The sequence below is a fragment of the uncultured Olsenella sp. genome, assembly GCF_959602185.1.
Classification (GTDB): Bacteria; Actinomycetota; Coriobacteriia; order Coriobacteriales; family Atopobiaceae; genus Olsenella_I; species Olsenella_I phocaeensis.
Window position 1 is genome coordinate 370,605 of sequence record NZ_CAUGRZ010000001.1, and the last position, 20,258, is coordinate 390,862.

Annotated in this window: 16 protein-coding genes and 1 pseudogene; 3 read left to right on the plus strand and 14 right to left on the minus strand. The window is 67.9% G+C overall.

Translation table 11 applies throughout. The features are described 5' to 3' along the window. Positions 1-7: 7 nt before the first annotated feature. The 4 genes from Q5923_RS01740 to Q5923_RS01755 form a co-directional block, all read right to left on the minus strand. Positions 8-583 (minus strand): DNA-deoxyinosine glycosylase, encoded by a 576-nt coding sequence (locus Q5923_RS01740; protein WP_009279056.1) that lies wholly within the window; start codon positions 581-583, stop codon positions 8-10. A 1-nt stretch (position 584) separates the two neighbouring features. Further along, on the minus strand, positions 585-1,385 hold the full coding sequence (locus Q5923_RS01745; protein ID WP_062531335.1) for a metallophosphoesterase family protein: 801 nt from the start codon (positions 1,383-1,385) through the stop codon (positions 585-587). Positions 1,386-1,454: 69 nt separating this feature from the next. Beyond that, a complete protein-coding gene (locus Q5923_RS01750) occupies positions 1,455-1,967 on the minus strand; it encodes a very short patch repair endonuclease (protein WP_303131726.1) in 513 nt (170 codons plus the stop codon). Between the two features lie 21 nt (positions 1,968-1,988). Beyond that, complete coding sequence (locus tag Q5923_RS01755) at positions 1,989-2,960, minus strand: hypothetical protein (RefSeq protein WP_009279053.1); 972 nt, start codon at positions 2,958-2,960, stop codon at positions 1,989-1,991. A gap of 209 nt (positions 2,961-3,169) precedes the next feature. Here Q5923_RS01755 and Q5923_RS01760 point away from each other — a divergent pair, with 209 nt between their 5' ends. Next, positions 3,170-4,390, plus strand: a complete 1,221-nt coding sequence (locus Q5923_RS01760; RefSeq protein ID WP_009279052.1) for an MFS transporter — start codon at positions 3,170-3,172, stop codon at positions 4,388-4,390. A gap of 285 nt (positions 4,391-4,675) precedes the next feature. Here Q5923_RS01760 and Q5923_RS01765 read toward each other — a convergent pair whose 3' ends face one another. The 3 genes from Q5923_RS01765 to Q5923_RS01775 all read right to left on the minus strand — a co-directional run bounded on the left by Q5923_RS01765 (position 4,676) and on the right by Q5923_RS01775 (position 7,642). Then, positions 4,676-5,803 carry a hypothetical protein gene (locus Q5923_RS01765; protein ID WP_303131730.1) on the minus strand — a complete coding sequence of 376 codons (1,128 nt, stop codon included), beginning with the start codon at positions 5,801-5,803 and terminating at the stop codon, positions 4,676-4,678. 126 nt (positions 5,804-5,929) lie between these two features. After that, positions 5,930-6,769: a DNA/RNA non-specific endonuclease gene (locus Q5923_RS01770; protein WP_303131731.1), complete on the minus strand. Its 840-nt coding sequence runs from the start codon at positions 6,767-6,769 to the stop codon at positions 5,930-5,932. 15 nt (positions 6,770-6,784) lie between these two features. Then, entirely contained in the window at positions 6,785-7,642 is an 858-nt protein-coding gene (locus Q5923_RS01775; protein WP_303131733.1) for an HAD family hydrolase, read from the minus strand. A gap of 80 nt (positions 7,643-7,722) precedes the next feature. Here Q5923_RS01775 and Q5923_RS01780 point away from each other — a divergent pair, with 80 nt between their 5' ends. Together Q5923_RS01780 and Q5923_RS01785 are read left to right on the plus strand one after the other, a co-directional pair. After that, on the plus strand, positions 7,723-10,515 hold the full coding sequence (locus Q5923_RS01780) for a DUF2201 family putative metallopeptidase (protein WP_303131735.1): 2,793 nt from the start codon (positions 7,723-7,725) through the stop codon (positions 10,513-10,515). Between the two features lie 70 nt (positions 10,516-10,585). Next, the gene (locus Q5923_RS01785; RefSeq protein ID WP_303131737.1) at positions 10,586-12,115 is read left to right on the plus strand and encodes an ATP-binding protein; all 1,530 of its coding nucleotides are present in this window, start codon (positions 10,586-10,588) and stop codon (positions 12,113-12,115) included. 53 nt (positions 12,116-12,168) lie between these two features. Here the strand turns inward: Q5923_RS01785 and Q5923_RS01790 are convergent, their stop codons facing one another. From Q5923_RS01790 to Q5923_RS01820, 7 genes and pseudogenes are all read right to left on the minus strand, one after another. Continuing rightward, positions 12,169-15,813 (minus strand): FtsX-like permease family protein, encoded by a 3,645-nt coding sequence (locus tag Q5923_RS01790; protein ID WP_303131739.1) that lies wholly within the window; start codon positions 15,811-15,813, stop codon positions 12,169-12,171. A gap of 4 nt (positions 15,814-15,817) precedes the next feature. Then, positions 15,818-16,519: an ABC transporter ATP-binding protein gene (locus Q5923_RS01795; protein ID WP_009279045.1), complete on the minus strand. Its 702-nt coding sequence runs from the start codon at positions 16,517-16,519 to the stop codon at positions 15,818-15,820. Between the two features lie 92 nt (positions 16,520-16,611). Then, complete coding sequence (locus Q5923_RS01800; protein WP_303131741.1) at positions 16,612-17,376, minus strand: hypothetical protein; 765 nt, start codon at positions 17,374-17,376, stop codon at positions 16,612-16,614. A 119-nt stretch (positions 17,377-17,495) separates the two neighbouring features. After that, positions 17,496-17,861: a hypothetical protein gene (locus Q5923_RS01805; RefSeq protein WP_303131743.1), complete on the minus strand. Its 366-nt coding sequence runs from the start codon at positions 17,859-17,861 to the stop codon at positions 17,496-17,498. After that, positions 17,854-19,242 (minus strand): DNA repair protein, encoded by a 1,389-nt coding sequence (locus Q5923_RS01810; RefSeq protein WP_303131745.1) that lies wholly within the window; start codon positions 19,240-19,242, stop codon positions 17,854-17,856. The genes Q5923_RS01805 and Q5923_RS01810 overlap by 8 nt, the downstream gene beginning before the upstream one ends. A 5-nt stretch (positions 19,243-19,247) precedes the next feature. Continuing rightward, positions 19,248-19,829 carry a DJ-1 family glyoxalase III gene (locus Q5923_RS01815; RefSeq protein ID WP_303131747.1) on the minus strand — a complete coding sequence of 194 codons (582 nt, stop codon included), beginning with the start codon at positions 19,827-19,829 and terminating at the stop codon, positions 19,248-19,250. 66 nt (positions 19,830-19,895) lie between these two features. Continuing rightward, positions 19,896-20,195 (minus strand): annotated as a pseudogene (locus tag Q5923_RS01820) (peptide chain release factor-like protein); the annotation flags it as partial. Positions 20,196-20,258 lie beyond the last annotated feature (63 nt).

A 20,258-nucleotide genomic window follows, 5' to 3' on the forward strand; every position in this document is an offset into this window, starting at 1 on the left:
GGGGCCGCTACCCGCCCACCGCGTCCCGGGACAGGCAGGGCGGGTCGCTCCCCTCCGCGGCCTCGCGCACCACGGCGTAGGCCCGGACCAGGTCGTCGAGGCGCCACCGGGCGTTGGCGGGGCTCGTCGAGGGCAGCGCCACGCAGGGCACGCCCAGGACGGGCTCGACGTGACGGCGGTAGAGCCGCGCCGCGGTCGAGCCCGTGCAGAACACGCGGCAGATGGGGGCTGCCCTGAGGATGGGCCCGAGGTCGTTGGGGACGGGATTCGCGATGGACGAGTCTGATGCCCCCGCGATGTCGCAGCTCGCCAGCACATCATGCAGGGCAAGACGATGGCGGCGCAGGAGGTCCCGGCGACCCTCGACGCTGTTGGGAGGCTCCTCATCCCAGAGGGCGGAGAGCACGCGCCAGAAGCGGTTCTGGGGGTTCCCGTAGTGGTAGCCCCTCTCGCGCGAGAGCGGGCTGGGGAGGCTCCCCAGGACGAGCACCCTGGAGTCCGCGTCGAAGACGGCGGGAAGCGGGGACTCGACGTGCCTCAGCGGCCGGGTCGCGCCCCTCCCGGCGTCACGGCCGGAGGGCACGCTACTCTCCCTCGCGGACGGGCTCGTAGAACTCCATGCCATCATCCAGACGCAGCATGCAGACCTTCCCGAAGCCCGCGCCGCCCGCGGCGCCGCAGTCGATGTCCCAGCGGTCCGAGACGCCGCCCGTGGCCTCGCAGGCCCCGACCCTGACCATCTGGCAGAGCCCGTCATCCGCCCTCGAGGGCCGCTCGGGCAGGTCCGCCATGCCGTCCAGGTACGCCGTCGGCGTGTGGCCCGCGATCACGATGGGACCGCGCCCCGCCTCGTCGAGGAGGTTCGTGGGCCGCCCCCAGAAGTCCTCGCGGATCCAGAGGAGGTCGTCCACGAGCTGCCGGTCCAGGAGGTCGAGCAGCGCCTGGGCGTCCCAGGACTCGCGGGGAGAGAGCCCGTCGGCGCGGATGCCCGCGTGCACCAGGATGTAGGGCCTCTCGCCCACCTGGGTGATGGCGCAGACGGGAAGCTGCTCCACCCAGCCGAGGAGCTCGGTGCGCGACGCCTCGTCAAGCCCGTCGAGGCCCGCCTGGGTGCTCGCCGCGCCGTTGGTCTGCCAGTTGTACTGGCGGATGGGGTCGTCGGGCTGCTCGAGGCACGAGAGGAGGAGGTCCTCGTGGTTGCCCATGAGGACGGTGCAGCCGGGGAGGTCGCGACAGCAGCGCATGACCCCCACGGGATCGGGCCCGCGGTCGATCATGTCGCCTAGCATGAAGAGGCTGTCACCCTCGCCGGGGGCGATGCGCTCCAGCAGGCGGTCGAGGGGGGCAAGGTGCCCATGCACGTCCGAGAACACGTAGGTTGACACGAGCGTCCCTCCTCAGGTGGCAGTGCGTCGCCCCTCTGGCTACGGCGCTGCCTGGCAATGTCTCACAGTCTAGCGGTAGTGCCCCGACGCGTGCCTGCCCGACCTTATGGTCCTGAGCCTCCAGCCCGGCAGGGACCCGGCCTCCACGATGCGCCCCGCGTGCGTTCCGGCACCGCCCGCCCGCTCGACCTGCGTCACCACATCGCGCATCGTGGACTCGAAGCGCTCACCCTTGAGGTGGCACTCCCAGACCACGACCACCGTCCAGCCGTCCTCCATGAGCAGGACCTGGTCACGCTCGTCACGAGCCCTGTTGCGGTTGAACTTCGCCTCCCAGAACTCGACGTTGGACTTGGGCATGCGCAGGTCGCAGTGGGGGCAGCGATGCCAGAAGCAGCCGTTCACGAAGATCGCCACCTTGCGGCTGGGATAGCAGATGTCGGGCCTCCCGGCCGCCTTCTTCCAGTGCAGGCGATAGCCGGGGTAGCCCGCGGCGCGCAGGGCCTCCCTCACCCTGAGCTCGGGCTTGGTGTCCTCGCTCTTGTTGGCCTTCATCACATGGCGCGTGGCAAGGCTGGTCATGCTGCGGGAGCGCCGCCTTCCCTACTCGCCGGCATCAGGGTCGTCCGGGTCAACCGGCATGCCCGAAAAGTTGAGGTCGCGGGAGAGGCGCAGGCTCGCCGCGTAGTCGAACGAGGGCGAGAAGAACGTCGTGACGTTGTCGAAGACCTCCTCCAGGGCGTCCTCGTATATGTCCCAGAAGCTGTCGGTGCTCGAGACGCCCTCCACGAAGGGATGGCTCCAGACATGGTGGTCGTGATTGTCGAAGGCCGAGGTCCTCTCGGCCCGCACGCGATGCGCCATGGCGCCATAGAGCGAGTAGCGCTTGTGGCCGACGAGGCGCTCCAATGGCGCAAGGACGCGGGCCTTGCCCTGGCGGGGGGTGTAGAAGAGGCGCTGCATGAGCCTGAATGCCTTGACGGCGCGCGTGTAGCAGTCGAGGTCCAGGGTGCGGCTGTAGGTCCAGAGGCCCATGTAGAAGTACAGTTTGTCGATGATGGCGAGGGTCTGGTCGCTGGCGTGCAGCACCTCCTCGTAGGGCCTGTAGTCCGCGACCGTCTTGCCCGTCTTGGTATAGAGCACCATCTCGTCCAGGTCGCGCTCGATCTCTGCGTGCACCTCTCCCCCGTCGGAGCGGTCGAGCCCGTCCACGCCGGCGTCGCAGATGGCGTACTCGTTAAAGAACACGAGGGGGTGCATGGCCCGGTCGAGCGTGTAGTGGCAGAGAAAGCCAGCGGCGTAGGCCTCACCCACGGGGCGCTCCTCGCGCGTGAGCATCGAGAGCGCGTCATGGAGCGAGAGCAGGAGCTTGGCAGGGCGGGCGTGGTGCATGAGGCCACCCACGCGGTTGCCCTTGGAGACGCGGGGGTCGGCCACCAGGTAGAAGAGGGGGTCCGGGCCCTGGTTGCCCAGGAAGAAGGCATCGTGCTCCTCGACGGAGAGCAGGCCCAGGCGGGAGAAGACGTCGGCGTAGGCGTCCCTGCCAAAGAAGTCGTGGGTGAGAATCGCGGGCACGGTGGCTCCTTCCTTCCGTCGTCCCACCCATGGTGCGGTTTATCACCTTGCGATGCAAGGGGCACTTGGACCCGTGCCCACCGGGTGCCCCGGCCCCGCCGCAGAGCCCTGGTGAGGGGCCGTTGGGCCTGAGCGGCGGGGATCGCGTACGAGGGCGCACATACAATATGCAAGAAATGCGCGATGGGCCCTGCTGGGAGGGAGCAGAGATGGCACGCACCAGGTTCACGAAGGCCGAGAAGAGCTGGATCATGTACGACGTTGGCAACTCGGCCCTCGTGCTGCTCGCGACGAGCGTCATCCCCATCTACTTCAAGTCGCTGGCCGATGGGCCCGCGCTCGTGGCCTGGAGCTACGGGGAGACCGTCGCCTCCCTGGTCATAGCCCTGCTCATGCCCATCCTCGGCTCCATAGCCGACATGCAGGGCATGAAGAAGAAGTTCGTCCTGGGCACGGTGCTCACGGGCGTCGTCGCCACCGTGGGAATGGGGTTCCCCACCAACGCGATGGCCTTCCTGGTCGTGTACGTCATCTCGTCGGTGATGCTCAACTCGTCGATCGTGTTCTACGACGCACTCCTGGTCGATGCGACCACCGACGAGCACATGGACGAGGTTTCGAGCCAGGGCTACGCCTGGGGATACATCGGCAGCTGCGTGCCCTTCGTGGTCTGCCTCGCCGTCGTGCTCCTGCGCGAGCGGCTGGGCCTGGCGCTGCAGACCTCCATGCAGATCTCGTTCGCCGTCACCGCGGCCTGGTGGCTCGCCTTCACGATCCCGATGCTGCGCGACGTGGAGCAGACCCACTACAAGCCGCTCGAGAGCCACGCCCTCTCCAAGGCAGTGCGGGGCATCGGCTCGACCCTGCGCTGCATCGGCGGAGACGAGGCCCTGCGCACCTACATGCTGGCGTACTTCTTCTACATCGACGGCGTGCACACCATCATCAAGCTCTCCACGAGCTATGGGTCCGACCTCGGGATCGACGGCACCCAGCTCGTGCTCGCCCTGCTGGTGACGCAGTTCGTGGCCTTCCCCTCGGCCATCGCCTACGGCAAGCTGGGCAGCCGGGTGGGCACCCGCAAGATGATCCTGGTGGGCATCGCGGGCTACACCTTCATCACGCTCTTTGCCGCCTTCTTCCTCCGCAGCGCCGCCGAATTCTGGTTCCTCGCCATCATGGTGGGACTCTTCCAGGGCGGGCTTCAGGCGCTCTCGCGCTCCGAGTTCGGAAAGCTCTGCCCCAAGGACCACGCCAACGAGTACTTCGGCTTCTTCGACATCTTCGGCAAGTACGCCGCCATCCTGGGAACCTTCATCGTGGGCACCATGACGGCGGTCACGGGAAGCGGGTCTCTGGGCGTGCTGTCCATCGTCGTGCTCTTCGTCATCGGCTTCGTCCTGATGACCCGCGTGCCCGAGCGCAGGTAGCGCCGGCGACGGCCGAACCCGCGGGCCACGGGCCATGGGCTATGGGTCGCGAGCCACTGGCCAATTCCCGGCTGCCCTGGGGCGCCCGCTTCGAGCGCCTCGCACGGATTGCCAGCGAAGCGCGCATTCTATTTTTAGAATGCGCGCTTCGTCTCAAAATGCCAGGTCGGCATATGGGGGTGCGCATTCTAAAAATAGAATGCGCACGTGGCAACTCCCCACAAGGGAAGAGGGCAGGTCATTCTCAGACGCAGCCATGTGCTGACGACTAGGCGGGAGATTCCGCTAGGGGTTGCAGTGGCCGCAGGGGCTATACCCCTGGGCGATGAGCTCCTCGCGCGTCGACTCCACGACTTTCTTGTTCTTGTCCTTCATTCGGCTAATGTCGCGGCATCCCTCGCGATGAAACTTGTGGGTATGGGTGTTGAGCACGTATGTCTGGGTCTGGGGCTCTGACGCGGAAACTACCGAAGTCGGTTCCTGGGCTGATGAGACCTCCTGTTGGGCCGTGGAGGCATCGGGGGACTTCTCCTCTGGCTTGGAGGACACCTCGACTCTGAAGGACTTCTTGGCGCTGTTTCCGCTTGCATCGCAAGCTCTGACCACGAGCTCGTAGCTGCCCGGAACGTTGGTGTCAACCGACCCGTCGATGAGGTACCAGCCCACTTCGTAGAAGTTCTTCCCATCCTGGCTTCCTTTGGGGACTGGCTCCTCCTCCACGCGTGGCAGAGCCCCATCCACCGGATCTGCCGTGACACTCACGTTGGAGGCCACGTCGAGGCCATCCCCCTGCACAATCCCCAGCACGTCCTGTGCGAGAGTGATGTTGGGAGCGCGGGTGTCACGCACCTCGAAGGCGACGTTCTGCTCCTTCGTCTTGTCGCCCAGGTGGATGACATAGCTCAGCTCCTGTCGCCCGAGCCTCCTAAGGTCGATACCGCCAGAGGCGGAGACCTCCGCGCCCTCGTCGGAGCATCTCACGAGAGTCAGGGGATCAACGGGAAGGTCGGAGTACTCGAGCACCCCAGTCGTAGGGGTGAGATTCACCGCATCTAGCCTTGCCTGCATTTCGTCCGTCCGCTCCTCCGTCGAGGGAGCCTCCCCGCTGTTTTGGACAGTGCTCGCCCCTGCGGAGTAGCAGGCCGTAAGGAAGAGGGCGAGGGCTGCCGGCAGCCAGTAGCGTCCCGCCCTACGTGCCCAGGCGGGCGCGTCGAAGTCTCCTCGATGAAGGTGAGGCAGCCGGTTCGATAGCTGCTTCACCGGAGCAAGGAAGAACGCCGCCAAAACGAAGAGCAGCGAGGCAAGACTGGGAAGGAAGCAAAATGAGAAGAGGAGACAGGCTCCCGTACAAGCCCAGCGAAAGACGCTCCCCGCAAAGCCGAACGCCCGGCCCTTCCAAAGCCTGCGCAGCATGAGCTCCCTCTTGCAAGGAAGTGAACCTGGAATGTGTGATCGTGAGTCCAAGGATAGGTTTCCGGATGCCTTCCAGGACAAGATATGCACGGACGGCAGAAGGGAGCGGCAAGCGGGGTACGCCAGCTAGGAGACGCTGGCAAACTCGCCCGTGTGGTAGTCGATCCGGTAGCCCTTCGCGGCGTTGTACACCTCGAGACGCTCGTCGATCTGCCCGTCAGACGAGAGGACGTCCACCATGACCGAGCGGCAGATGGGCTCGTCCCCCTCGTAGAGGGGCGTTGCCACGTACTGGACGCTCACGTCGGGATACACCTCCAGCCAGCTGCGGATGGCCGACTCGAACATGTCCATTCCGCCCTGCCCGTCGTTGGCGCCGACGTTCTGCATCCTCGTCCCGCAGACCAGGTTCTGCAGCTCGTCGCTCCCGCCCAGGGACTTGGCGAGCAGGTGGCTGCGGTTCCAGAACCAGCCGTGGTAGATGCGCCCGTCAGGGATCTCGATGGATACCTCCTCGTTGTGGGAGGGCCACCCGGATGGGTCTGGGAGGGAGCGCGAACGCGCCCTGGCACGACCCTCGTCCATCATCTGACGCGTGATGCACGCGCGCACGCGACCCGTCCTCCCCAGTGCGTCCAGTCCTTCGTAGACGACCTTCCCCGGCTCGAGCGGCTCTGCGACCTCGGCCGTGCCGACCAGGCGAACGTAGTTGGGGCTCTCCTGCTCCGACCAGCTGGTGTAGGCGAGAGCGCCCGGCTCCGTCGCCGCGGCATCGACGGAAGTCCCCGGATCGCCGTCCTCCGAGGGGGACGTCTGGGACCTCGCGGCCATGGGTTGCGCCCCGGGCACCCCATAGGGGGCGGTGGCCAGGACGCCCAGGGCGACGGCAAGGCCGCAGGCGACAAGGAAGTTGCGCCATGCCCTCCTGCCTGCCCTGTTTGGAGAGGGGCCTTTTGCAAACGCCACGGGAGGGCGAGCCACCTAGTCCCTCGAGACCTCGTCGGGAATGGCCAGGTCTCCTCCGCTCCGCGCGATGACCTCCATGACCCGTGCCGGAGCGTCGTCGAGGTCGCGGGCGATGTGGAAGCTCGCCGTTCGCTTCGCCTCGTCGCTGCCGTTCTCCACGCAGACCGAGTTGGGAAGGCGACGCATGAGGGCGAGGTCGTTCTCGGAGTCCCCGAAGAACGCCACCTCGTCCGTCGCGAGCCCAAGGGCCTCGAGGAGGAGGTCAAGTGCCGTGCCCTTGTTCCAGCCCCGGGGCATGACGTCCAGGAAACCGGGGGCGGGAGAGACGAAGTCGAGCTCCGGCGCCGCGACGGCAAGCTCCTGGCGGACCTCTGCAAACCTCGTGGTGGAGCCGCTGCAGAGGAAGCCCACCGTGAGGATGGGGCAGTCGGGCAGCTCGGGGGCAAGGGTGACGTCCACGCGCCCGCCCTCGCTGGTGCGCATCCCCGCCGCCTCCTCGGCGCTCGCCCCCAGGAGCAGGCGCTCCGCGCTCCCGTCGGAACGGGTCGGCCCATGGGTCACCAGGCCGCAGTCACGCTGGCTCGCGGCGTAGTCGACGACCTTCTGGAGCGCATGGCGGTCGAGCTCCCGCCTGTACACCACCTCGCCACCCGCCAAGACGTACTTGCCATTGGCGAGGATGCCGTTCTCTATGGTGACGCTTCCCTTGCCGAAGAAGCCCATCACGTCCTCGAGCTCGCGCCCGCTTGCCGGGCCGAAGCCGATTCCCGCCCGTCGCAGCGCCTCGATTGCCGCAAGCGTCCGCGCGGAGACCTCCTGATGCCCAAAGGGCAGCAAGGTGCCGTCCATGTCGCAAAGAACGAGCCGTATCATGCGAATTCTCCCAGCGTCGGCCAACCGCGCGGACGCGGGGCGAGTCTCGTGTGAGATAGTAAGCCAAAAAAGGGAGGGACATGGCCCAGGCGAGCGCGGAACGCAACGCACGAGACATGCTCGAGCAGGCGCGCGAGCTCATCCGGAGCGGTCACTCCTCCCGTGCGGCGACGGCATGCCGTGCCCTCGCCGACGTGCGGCGCGAGCTCTCCGCCCAAGAGGCGGTGGACCTCCTGGAGCGCGCCTGCTGCATGGCGGACGCCTCCGTGGTGGAGGCAGTTTGGCAGGCCTTCTCGGGAGACTTCGCCTACAGCGGCTGGGCGCTCGCGCTGGCCCTGCGCTGCGCCCGCGAGGACGTGGCTCGCCTGCTCCTCTCCCGGGGCGTGGACCTCCTGGGAGGCGTCCGGCACCCGCGCGCGATTCGCTCCCTCCTCCCCCACGAGGGGGTGTTCACCCGCTTCGACCTCGTGCGAGAGAGTCCTACCCTCTTCGTGAACAACATGGACCCCACGGTCTCGACCGAGGTCTTCGAGCCCTTCACGGGCAGGGAGCAGCTCGCCGGGCCGCCCTATGCGCCAGAGGTCGACCTCGCCGCCAGCTGCGGGCTCGTCGCACGCCTGGCCGAGGAGGGGCTCTTTGACGCCACGGTGTTCGACGACCTGCTGCGCGCCAGCGCCGTCAAGGCCTGGAAGGCCCTGCGCCATGCCGACCGGCGCGACGAGGATGTGGCCGGAACCTGCCTGGGGCTTGCGCAAAGGCTCCTCGAGCTCCATCGCGAGCGCGGTATGGGGGACTCCAACATCGAGCACGTCCTGGGAAACCTCATAGTCCCCCGGGCGGACCCGGCCATCGTCGCCTTCGTCTGCAAAACGGAACCCCAGGTCTTCCTGGGAAGGCTGGTCGCCCTCGGGTGGCTCCGCGAGGACGGCGAGCTGCTGCGCTCGATGGTGCCCCTGCTCAGCGCGGGCAGCGAGGAGCAGAACCGTGCCGTCCTGGTCTGCTGCGCCAGGAACTCGTTCCTGGACGAGCTCGGGCTGCTCGAATCCTGGCCGCGCACCATGACCGAGCGAAACCTCCGGGAGGCCATCCGGGCGGCAAGCGAGGCGGGCCGCGCCGAGGCCGTAGCCTGGCTGCTGGCACGGCTCAAGGGGGTGGGCGACGCGGCGGCCCTGCGGCCCGCGGCCGCCAGGCAAGCCCTTGGGGACGACGTGGGACCAAACCCCTCGCGAAGGGTCAAGGGCCTTGCGTCGTCCCAGCCCAGCCACATCGTCTCGACTCCTTCCGGGCCTCTCCCTGACGCAGGGGAAGACGATGGGGCCCAAGGCGAGAGGGACGCCCTCGCGCTGGAGGTGGTCTCGCTCGCCCGAGACGCCCTCCTCGCCCAGAACCCCTTCCTCGCCTCCAGCATGGGCCTGCTCGAGCTGGCGCCCCGGGAGCTGGGGGGCACGTCCCTCTCGACCGATGGCGGGACGCTCTGGTACGACCCCACCCGCACCCTCGACGAGTTCCGCGCCACGCACGAGCCCCCCGTCCACGAGATCGCCCACCTCTTCGTGCACTGCCTGCTCCTGCATCCCTTCGTAGACGCCAGCGTGGACGCAAGGTCATGGGACCTCGCCGCCGACATCGTGGCCGAGGGCCTCTCCACCGAGCTGGTGGGCCCGCGCGAGGGAGAGCGCGGGAAGAAGATCGCCGCGGTGATGGAACAGCTCCACGACGCCTTCGAAGGGCACGTCACGACCGAGAGGCTCTATGGACGCCTGCGCAGGGACTGCTGGGACAACATGCGCGAGGTCTGGGAGGAGCTCTTCCGCGTGGACGACCACGCGCCCTGGCACCCCCGTGCGGCAGACCAGCCCACCGACGAGGGCGACGGGGCGGACGCGCAGGACGGCCCCTCCGACGGCCAGGCGGATTCCCAACGCCGCAGGAGCTCGCAGGGCCAGGACCAGGGCTCCGCAGGCTCGGACGGGCACGGGAGCGGGGGCGACTACCGCGACGGCATCTGGGACGAGGACGAGGGGGACGTCAAGGGAGAGGGGCCCTCCGAGGCCGAGGGTCCTGCCCACGGCTCCCCGCGCCCCCAGCAGGCACCGGCCCGCGACCCTGCCGCGGAGAGCGCACGGCGGGAGGAGGAATGGAGGGAGGCGGCCAAGTCGATCCGCGTCGACCTGCAGACGCTCTCGAGGCAGAGCGGCCAGCGCGTGGGAGGGCTCGTCGGCGAGCTCGAGGTCTCCTCCCACGAACGGGTGGACTACCGCGAGTTCCTGCGGCAGTTCGCCGTCCAGAACGAGGAGATGCGCCTCTCGCAGGACGAGTTCGACTACGTCTTCTACACCTACGGACTCGAACTCTATGGAGACACGCCCCTCGTCGAGCCGCTCGAGTTCAGGGACGAGCGGCGCATCCGCGACTTCGCCCTGGTCATAGACACCTCGAGCTCGGTCACGCGCGAGGTGGTGCAGCAGTTCGTCGATGCCAGCTTCGACGTCCTCAGCAGCGAGTCAAGCTGGGCCGCCCGCACCAACATCCACATCATCCAGGCGGACCTGCGCGTGCAGAGCGACGTGCGGATATCCTCCGTCGCGGACCTCGACCGCTGGAGGCGCGACATCAAGCTCAGGGGCTTCGGCGGCACCGACTTCCGCCCCGCCTTCCGCTACGTGAACGGCCTCCTCGCCAACGGGGAGTTCGACGACCTGCAGGGCCTCATCTACTTCACCGACGGCTGGGGCATCTACCCCGACCGGATGCCGCCCTACAAGACGACCTTCGTCTTCTACGACGAGGACCACCGTCCCGAGCTGGTGCCACCTTGGGCGCTGCAGATCACGCTCCATCCCGGGGAGTTCGAGTCGCTCTCCGTCTACTAGCGAACGCCAGCACGACCAGGCGGGCAAGCGCGCGACAGGGAGCCAGACGCGCTCCGAGGAAGGAAGAAACGTGAACATACGATCGGCGACCGAACAGATCGAGGGTGCCGTCAGGGCCTACCTGGCAAAGGACGAGCACGGGCTCTATCTCGTGCCGCCCCAGATGCAACGGCCCATCATAGTGATGGGCCCTCCCGGCGTGGGCAAGACCGCCGTGGTGGCCCAGGTCGCCGACAGGCTGGGCGTCAACTTCGTCTCGTACTCCATCACGCACCACACGCGACAGAGCGCCCTGGGGCTCCCCTACATCGCCGAGGCGGAGTTTGGGGGCAGGACCTACCGCGTGAGCCGCTACACCATGAGCGAGATCGTCGCGGCGGCATACGACAGCATCGAGGCCACGGGCGTCAACGAGGGCATCCTCTTCCTGGACGAGGTCAACTGCGCGAGCGAGACGCTCATGCCCGCCATGCTGCAGTTCCTCCAATACAAGACCTTCGGCCAGCATCGCCTGCCCGAGGGCTGGGCCATAGTCTGCGCCGGCAACCCACCGGAGTACAACCGGGCGGCGCGGGAGTTCGACCCCGCGATGATGGACCGCCTCAAGCGCATCGACGTGGAGCCCGACTTCGAGGTGTGGATGGACTACGCCGTCACCCATGGGGTGCACCCGGCCATCACCACCTACCTCTCCAGCAAGCCCGCGAACTTCTACAAGGTGCGCGCAAGCGTGAACGGGACGCGCATGGTCACGGCACGGGGATGGGAGGACCTCTCGCGCATGCTCCTCGCCTACGCCCACGAGGGAATCGAGACGGGTCAGGAGCTCGTCTCCCAGTACCTCCAGGACAAGCAGGTCAGCGAGGACTTCTCGCTCTACCTCAGGCTCTTCGAGAAGTACCAGGACGACTACAAGGTCGCGGACATACTTTCCGGAAGCGCGGGCGAGGACATCTGCGGTAGGGCGGCCAGGGCGCCCTTCGACGAGCGCGTCGCGCTGGTGAACCTCCTCCTGGACGCGCTGGTGTCCCAGGCACACGCGGTCGATGCCCGGGAGCTCGCCCTTTCCGACGTGAGATCGGAGCTCGGCCTGCGCGAGGGGGACGCCGGTACGCCCGCCGCGCAGGAAGGAGCCGGGAGGCTGGCGGCGCTTGCGGCCAAGGCCCAGGACGAGCTTGCGGAGGCACGCTCCAAGGGAGGGGTTCCCGAGGGAAGGCTCCTGAGGCTCGCCGGGCGCCAGGAGCTCCTCGAGGGGCTGCGGGCGCTTCTCGCCCGAATAGAGTCCGAGCGGCGCCCCGAGACGGACGCGCAACGCATGGCGGAGCGGCTGTCGTCCCGACTCGACGAGCGCGCACGCGAGCTCGAGGCCGAGGCCACGAGCTGCGCCCGGGGACTCGACCACGCCCTCGACTTCCTCGACGGCTGCTTCGGCGAGGGCCAGGAGCTGCTAGTCTTCGTCACCCACCTGGCGGTCGACCCCACCTTTATGGGCTTCGTCGCCAACCATGGGTCCGATTCCCTCGCCCGCCACGGCAGCGCCCTCATGCTCCACGAGCGCGGGAGCGAACTCCTGGGCAGGGTCGAGGCCCTGGGCAGGTAGGGACTGCCCCGCAATGGGCCCCGCGCCTGCCCAGGGCGGGCGCGGGGCCTCGGCTACTCGACGCTCTTGAGCGACTCGACCATGTCGACGCCGTCGAGCTTGTGGCGCATCGCCAGGAGCACCAGACCCGTGAACAGCAGGGTGAGCGCGAAGGCGACGGCGAAGCTCTGCGGGTGTATCTCGCGGCCGAACATGACGTAGTCGACCTCGGCGGTGGTGACGACGAAGTTCTCGAGCCAGGCCCCGAGGAACATCCCCAGGACGTCCCCCAGAAGCGAGAGGATCCAGATCTCGCGGAAGATGTAGACGTATACCTCGCGCCGGGTGAAGCCCAGGACCTTGAGGCTCGCGATCTCCCTCACGCGCTCCCCGATGTTGATGTTGGTCAGGTTGTAGAGCACGATGAAGGCGAGGGCCGCCGCAGATACGACGAGCACCACGACCACGGCGTTCACCGCGCTCAGCATGCTCCGGTAGGTGTCTATCGTCTCCTCGCTGAAGAGCACGGTGGAGACCTCGTGCCACCCGTGCAGCTCGCGCGCGATCTGGCTGCGGGCCTCCGGGTCCTTCGTGCAGTTGGCGAGTATGGTCGAGAAGGCGGGGACCTCCTGCCGCGCGCGCCACCAGGCACCGCGCCCCACGTAGACGTAGTTCCCGACGTAGTTCTCGACCACGCCGGTCACCGTGAGGCGCAGGCCCTCGCCCACGGCGTTGCCCACCTCGTCCTGTTCGTAGACGGTGACCTGATCCCCCACCCCGACGCCGCAGAGGGTGGCGAGCTTCTCGCTCACCAGCACGGAGTCGTCCGTGAAGTCGACCCGCGCGCCGCCCAGACGCTCCCTGAAGCTCACGAGCGAGCGCAACTCGGCGGACGCGCGGGGGACCACCACGCTCACGCGCGTGGTGTCGGTGGCAGAGCTGCCCTCCCCGGGGCCCGTAGCCTGCATGTTCGTTTCCTGTACGCGGCAGAGGTCCTCCACCTCGCCCGTGGACTCGAGGAAGTCGACGACCGAGCTCACGTCCAGCTCGTCGGCGGAGGCGCTCAGGCCCACCGTGGTGTCGTAATGGACGATGGGACCAAACTGCCTGTCGATGATGTCCCATATGGAGTCGTGCAGTCCCAGCCCGACGAGCAGGAGGGCGGCGCACCCCGATATGCCGATCACCGTCATGAGCAGGCGGCGCTTGTAGCGGAAGAGGTTGCGCAGGGTCACCTTCCACGAGAACGAGACGCGCGCCCAGAGGGGGCCCATGCGCTCGAGCAGGATGCGCTTGCCAGGCTTGGGGGCACGCGGGAGGAGGAGAGACGCCGGGGTCTCGCGCAGGCTGCTGATGACGGCCGCCCAGGTCGCCAGGAGGGTCACGCCCACGCCCAGGCCGCCCGCGAGGAGGGCGGAGCGCGGCTCGACAGGCAGGGGGAACCCCAGCGGCGGTAGCGCGTAGATGATCGAGTACGAGCTCATGATGATGTGGGGCAGGAGCTGGGAGAGGAGCGCGATCCCCAGGACGGCTCCCGTCCCCGCCGCGAGCCCGGCATAGAGGAGGTATCTGAGCGCGATCTGCGCCTTGCCGTACCCCAGGGCCTTGTAGCTGCCAATCTGCATGCGTTCGTCCTCCACCGTGCGCGTCATGGTGGTGAGCGACACCAGCGCCGCCACAAGGAAGAAGAAGAGGGGGAAGACGTTGGCTATGGAGTCGATGCGCTTGCTGTCCGCGCTGTAGGTCGCCGCCCCCTCGCTCTGGCCGCGGTCGAGCACGTAGAAGTCGGGCAGCTCGATGGAATCGATCTTCTCCTGCGCGTCCTCGAGCTGCCTGCGGGCGTCAAAGAAGCGCCTGCCAGCCTCGTCCTTACCGCTGCGATACTCCGCCAGCCCCTCCTCGTAACGCGCCCGCGCGTCGTCCAGCCTCTGGCGGGAGGAGGCCAGCTCCCGCGCCGCTGCGTCGAGCTTGTCCTTTGCGCTGGCCAAAGACTCGTTGGCATCACGTTTTTTCTGGTCGAGCTCGGCCTGCCCGGCGTCGAGGCGCGCCCTTCCGTCCTCGAGCTGCCGTCGCCCCTCGACGAGCCGGGACTCGGAGTCCACGAGCTTCGCAGCAGACTCGCGGGCGGCCGCAAGTGCCTCGAGCTCCTGCTCCGAGGGAAGTTGGGACTCGATTGTGGCGATGCCGGCCTCGAGTTCCGGAAGGTACGCCACGCTGGCATCGAGCCCGGCCAGACTCTGCTCGAGCTGTTCGAGCTGCGCCCTCGCCTGGTCGAGCTGCTCCTGCATCTGGGGCGTGAAGCCCTCCTGCAGGAGCTCCTTGGCCTCCTCGAGCCGCTCCACGGCAGATCTCGCCTGAGCTATGCCCCCCACGAGTGCCTCCCGCTGCGAGGCCGCCTCCTCGATCTGGGACCTCTGGGCCTTCAAGGCCTCGAGCTGCTCGCGTGCCGAGGCCAACTGGGCAAGGCGGTCGTCGAGGGCCGCGAGGAGCTCCGAGGCGCTCCCGCCCATCCCCTGTGTCGCAAGGGCTGAGGACAGGGCGTCGTAGCCCTCCCTCCATTCGGACTCTGCCGCCGCGAGTGCGGCCTCCTTCTGGTCGAGGAGGTCGCGCTGCTCGTCTATTTGCCCCTGGGCGTCCGCGAGCTGTCGCTCGGCGTCCGCCTTCTGGTCGCGGTAGGTGGAGAGGCCCTCCTCGTACTCGGCCTGGCCCGCGTCGAGCGACGCCCGACCGCTGGAGATGCTCTTCTCGGCATCGTCGAGCTCCGCCTTCGCCTCAGCCAGCTTCCCGTAGGTCTCGCCGTGCTGTTCCTCGTACTCCGCCCACTTCTCGTCGAGCTCCGACTGGGCCTTCGCCCTGAGGTCCTCCTGGCGCTCACGCTCGAGGACGCTGGCCTTCCCCTCGAGCGCCGCCTTCACCCTGCCCACGACGTCAAAGTAGGCGTCCGACTCGCTCAGCTCCTCGCGTGCGCCCCTCACCGTCAGGTATGCCTCGCCGTAGGGGCTCGCGTCCTTGAAGGCCTCCTCGCCGACGAAGACGAGCTGCTCGATCGAGCCGCTTCCCAGCTTGGTCGACCCAAGGCTTCCCGTGTAGGGATGGTCGGGGGAGCTGACCGTGCCCACGACTTCGAGCCTGCGCGCCTCGAAGAGGTCCGCGAAGCCCTTGCCGCCGTAGAGGACGTCGACCTTTTGGCCCTCACCTGCCTTCACCGGGGCGTCGGAGCAGACGACGCACTCGTCCGGACCCTCGGGCCAGCGACCGCTCCTCAGAAGGAGCCTGTTCAGGTAGGAGTCGTCGTCCGACTCGACGGAGCCGCTGCCCAGCTGCCTCGATGACTCCGCGCTTCCCGTCCTAATCGAGCTGATCCGGACGGCAAGCTGCTCGTCGCCCAGGCGGGCCATGGCATCGACGGAGCGCGAGAGCATGACGTCCTCGACGCTGTCGACCTCCGCCAGACGCTCGAGGTCGGCGACGTCGAGCCCCAGCGTGCTGATGACTCGCAGGTCCCAGAGCCTCGTCTCGTCGTAGTAACGGTCGGCGGCGAGCCTCATGTCCGCACCGCTCGCCTGCAGGCCGGCAAAGAACCCGGACCCCAGCGCGACGATGCCCATGATGGCGAGGAAGCGGCCGAGGGAGCCCCTCACGCCGCGCGCGAGCTCAACCCAGAAGGCAAGGCGCCTCCCACGGCGCGTCGACCTGGCCTTGTCGGGCCCACCCGGCATGGGGCTACCACTCCACCGTAAGCGCGTCGACAGGGCACTCGTTCGTCTCTATGCTCTGGGCACGCCCCTCGCGCACGCGGATGACGCGGTCGGCGATGCCCGTGAAAGCGAGGTTGTGCGTCACGATGGCGACGGTGCGCCCGTCCACCCTGCAGCTGTCCTGCAGGAGCTTGAGGACCTGCTTGCCCGTCCGAAAGTCCAAGGCGCCCGTCGGCTCGTCACAGAGGAGTAGCTTGGGGTTCTTCGCCAGGGCACGGGCGATGGCGACGCGCTGCTGCTCGCCGCCAGAGAGCTGTGAGGGGAAGTTGTCCGCGCGGCCTGCCAGGCCGACCTGCTCGAGAACCCTGGCCGCAGGCAGAGGGTCGCGGCAGATCTGGCTGGCGAGCTCGACGTTCTCCAAGGCGGTGAGGTTCTGCACCAGGTTGTAGAACTGGAAGACGAAGCCTATGTCGTGCCGTCTGTACTGGGTGAGCTCTCGCTCCCCCATGCCACTCACGAGCTGTCCGTCAAGCTCGATCGTCCCAGAACTGCAAGAGTCCATGCCCCCCAGCATGTTGAGGACGGTCGTCTTGCCCGCGCCGGAGGGTCCCACGATGACGACGAGCTCGCCCCGCTCGATGGAGAAGCTCATCCCGTCGACGGCCCGCACCTCCACGTCGCCCATCCTGTAGGTCTTGCATACGTCCCTGAACTCGATGAATGCCACACGGACCCCCTTCCCGGCCCCATCATGACACAGGGAGGTTTAGGGCCGCCGCATTTTCGGCCATGGGGACGCGCCTCTTGGCGAGAGGGGGCTCAGGCCCTGCCGCCAGGCCCCCTGGCATCCCGGATGCGACCGACGCCCAAGTAGAAGAGGGCGACTCCGACAAGGGCAAGCAGCACCGACGACAGGGCCAGAACGACCCCACGCTCGAGCGAGACGAGCATGAACCTACCGGCCGCCAGGGCAACGACGAGGCCCAGCAGGAGGAGGGCCACCCCACCGCGTCGCGGCTCTTCCAGGGGTTCGCCGTCGCCAAGGCCCGGGCGTCCCTCCCTCTCGCGACGCACGAACGAGGGCTCCTCTCCCCATTCGATGCCGTCCGCGAACTCCCCCAAGGCGGAGGCGACGCTTCCCTCGCTCCGGGGGCCGATCACGTAGCGGGCTGCTTCCAGAGCCACTCCCGGCGCGTCCTCGCAGGTGGCGGAGCACCCCGCCCGGAGCATGCAGCCAAGCCCCGCGGCGGACTCCCCCAGGAAGGCAGCGTCCTCCCAGCCGAGCCCATGCGTCGCGAGCAGGCAGCCCACCGCGCCTTCGAAGCCCCGCGCCTCGGAAGGCGGGAACGCGCGGCCCCCGTCCAGAACCATCGCGCCGCCGTCCAGGACGGCTAAGGGCGCCAGGTCCCGGCTGCCGCCCAGGAGCGCAGAGAGCTCCTCCCTGCCACCCCCGCAGAGGAGGACGACGCGAGCCCCAAGCGCCTCCAGGCGTCCCAAGGCGTCCAGCTCCTCCGCAGACGCAACGCCTTGCCTGGTTGGCCCCAGCATTCCCGCCTCTATGGCAACGAGCCTGAGCAACGTCACGACCCCCTCTCTCGTGCGAACCACGCCAAGGCGGCTCCGTCGCACGTCGATTCCTGCACCCAGTATTCCCACGCACGTGCTGCCGTACCGCCCCGACTTCCAAAGTGCGGGAACCCCACCTATGGGGACTCTGGAAGGTCCCGCACCCCCTCGATGCCCACCACCGAGGCGAGCGGGACCCGGAGGCTTCCCACCAGCAGGAGGCCATGCCCCTCGTCGAGGCCGAAGAAGGGCCCCTCGGCTGACCTGGTCTCACCCTCCGCGTGATAGCGCACGACGACGGCATCTCCCCTCCCCAGGTCGGCAAGCCGGCGGGAGAGCTCCGCGCCCCGCTCGTCCGAGAGCTCGGGCCGAACGCTCAGGGTGAGCCGTCGCTCCCGCTCGTCCAGGGCCTCCCTGAAGCCCTTGAGGGGCTCGAAGGGAATGAAGATCTTGGCACGCTCGGAAAGCGGCATGCGCGGGTGCCTCAGATAGAACTCATCCACTGCGATGGCCCCCTATCTGCGCGTTTCTCTCGCGCGCCGTCGCGTCGGGCAGGAGGTCGAGCCCCCTCAGAAGGGCGTTCTTGCCGAATCTCCGCTTGACCGCGCTCACCGCCTCCTGGCGTGCCCGCTCGCGCGGTGACTCCCCCTCCCCCTGGAAGAGGCTCAGCTGGAGCCCGCGCTCGTCCGCCCCGTGCACGTCACCCAGGGTCAGGGTGAGCCGGTGTATGGGCCGACCCGGGTCTGCCACCTGACGAAAGAGCGGCTCGAGCGCAGCCCAAACCTGGTGCAGCGAGCTCGTGGGGGCGGGAAGGCGGACGGAGCCACCATCCGCGAACTCCCCCCAGCGCACCCGCCGCCCGTGCTCGCCCTCGGCCGTAGCGTGGCTAAACGTGAGGGCGGCCTTTTCCCTGCCGTTAAGGCGATACCCCAGGGCAAGAGAGAGGGACGAGGCCACAAGCCCCCTCTCTACCAGCTCGAGGACGAGGGCATCCGCCATCTCCTTCGCGATCACCAAGCCGCCCTCGATGCCAACGTCGTCGCCCAGGACCTGCCCGCTGCTCAGGCTCTTGCTCTGGGACCGATAGGCCTTTATGTCCGCGATTGTGACGGGCTCCCTGCCCCAGGCATGGTCTATGAGCAGCTCGGCGTCTATGCCGAAGATGCGATAGAGAGGCTCACGCGGGTAACTGGCGACCTGCCCCATGGTATGGATGCCCAGCTCGGAGAGCCGCCGGGCCGTACCCGCCCCCACGCGCCAGAAGTCGGTGATAGGCCGGTGGTTCCAGAGCGTGGCGCGGTAGCCCTCCTCGTCCAGCTCGCCGAAGAAGCCAGGGTCATGCTTCGCCGTGATGTCCAGCGCGACCTTGGCGAGGTAGAGGTTGGTCCCCAGGCCACAGGCGGCGGGTATGCCCGTCGTCCTCACGACGTCCGCGCGGATCCGCTCGCCCAGCTCGCGGACGCTGCAGCCGTAGAGCTCGAGGTAGCCCGTCACGTCCAGGAAGGCCTCGTCTATGGAGTAGACATGGATGTCATCGGGAGAGAGGTAACGCAGGTAGACGGCATAGACGTCAGCCGAGCGCTCGATGTAGAGCGACATCCGGGGCGGCGCCATAAGATAGTCGATCGAGGGCGGAATCTGGAACACGCGGCAGCGGTTGCGGACGCCCAGGGCCTTGAGCGCGGGCGAGACCGCCAGGCATATCGTCTTGCTCGTGCGTGTGGGGTCGGCCACCACGAGCTTGGTGGTCATGGGGTCAAGCCCGCGCTCGACGCACTCGACCGAAGCATAGAAGCTCTTGAGGTCGATGACCAGGTACTGGCGACGTGACCCGGTGGTGGCCTCGCCTCCCCCATCGGGCCACGGGCACGTCTTTGCCCGCATGTGGCCTAGCCCTGGTACACGATGCCGGCCTTGACCCTCTCCTGGACCTCGTCGCCCAGGATTCGGCGGACCAGGACGAGCCCGAGCTCGATGGCCGTACCCAGCCCCTTGCTCGTCACGACGTTACCGTCCTCCACGACCGCGTCCTGGAGAAGCTTCGCCCCGTGCTCGACGAGGACCTCCTGGAAGCCGGGATTACCCGTGGCCCTGCGCCCCTCGAGGAGCCCGAGCTCGGCCAGCACCGAGGGCGCCGCGCAGATCGCCGCGACGTCGCCGCCGTGTCCCACGTGCTCGACGAGCGCCTGGCACAGGGACCCGCAGGCGCGCAGGTTCTTCGTCCCGGGCATGCCCCCGGGAAGGAAGAGCAGGTCGTAGCCAGAGAAGTCGAAGTCCTCGTCGCAGACGCTGCGATCGCAGCCCACGCTCACGCCATGGCTCGAGACGACCGTGAGCCCGGGCACGACGGAGACCTTATCGCAGGGGATGCCCGCCCTGAATAGCAGGTCGGCAACCACGAGCGCCTCGCACTCCTCGAAGCCCTCGACAAGGAACGCCGCCACCCTGTACTCGCTGGACTGCCTGAACATGTGAGCCTCCCCTTCTCGCCCTTCCATGCCACAAGAGTATAGAACATGTGTTCCTATATTGGAAGCTCAGTCGTCGGGACCGGGCTTGCGGCGGCGCGACTTCAGCTGGGAGCGCCTCCGCTTCTCGTCCAGCCTCCTCTGGCGGGCGGCGCGGCTGGGCTTGGTGGCATGCCGCTGCTTGGGCGGGACCGACCGGCGCAGGAGCTCCCGCCTCAGCTTCTGGAGGCAGAGCAGGCGGTTCTGGTACTGGCTGCGCGACTCCCTGCTGGTCACCACGATGCCCGTGGGGAGGTGCCTCATGCGGACTGCGGAATCGGTGGTGTTGACGCCCTGCCCGCCGGGACCCGTGGCACGGAACGCGTCCACCGCACACTCACCCGCAAGCTCCTCGATCCCCTTGCGTGCGAAGCGTGCGTAGTCGCAATGTCC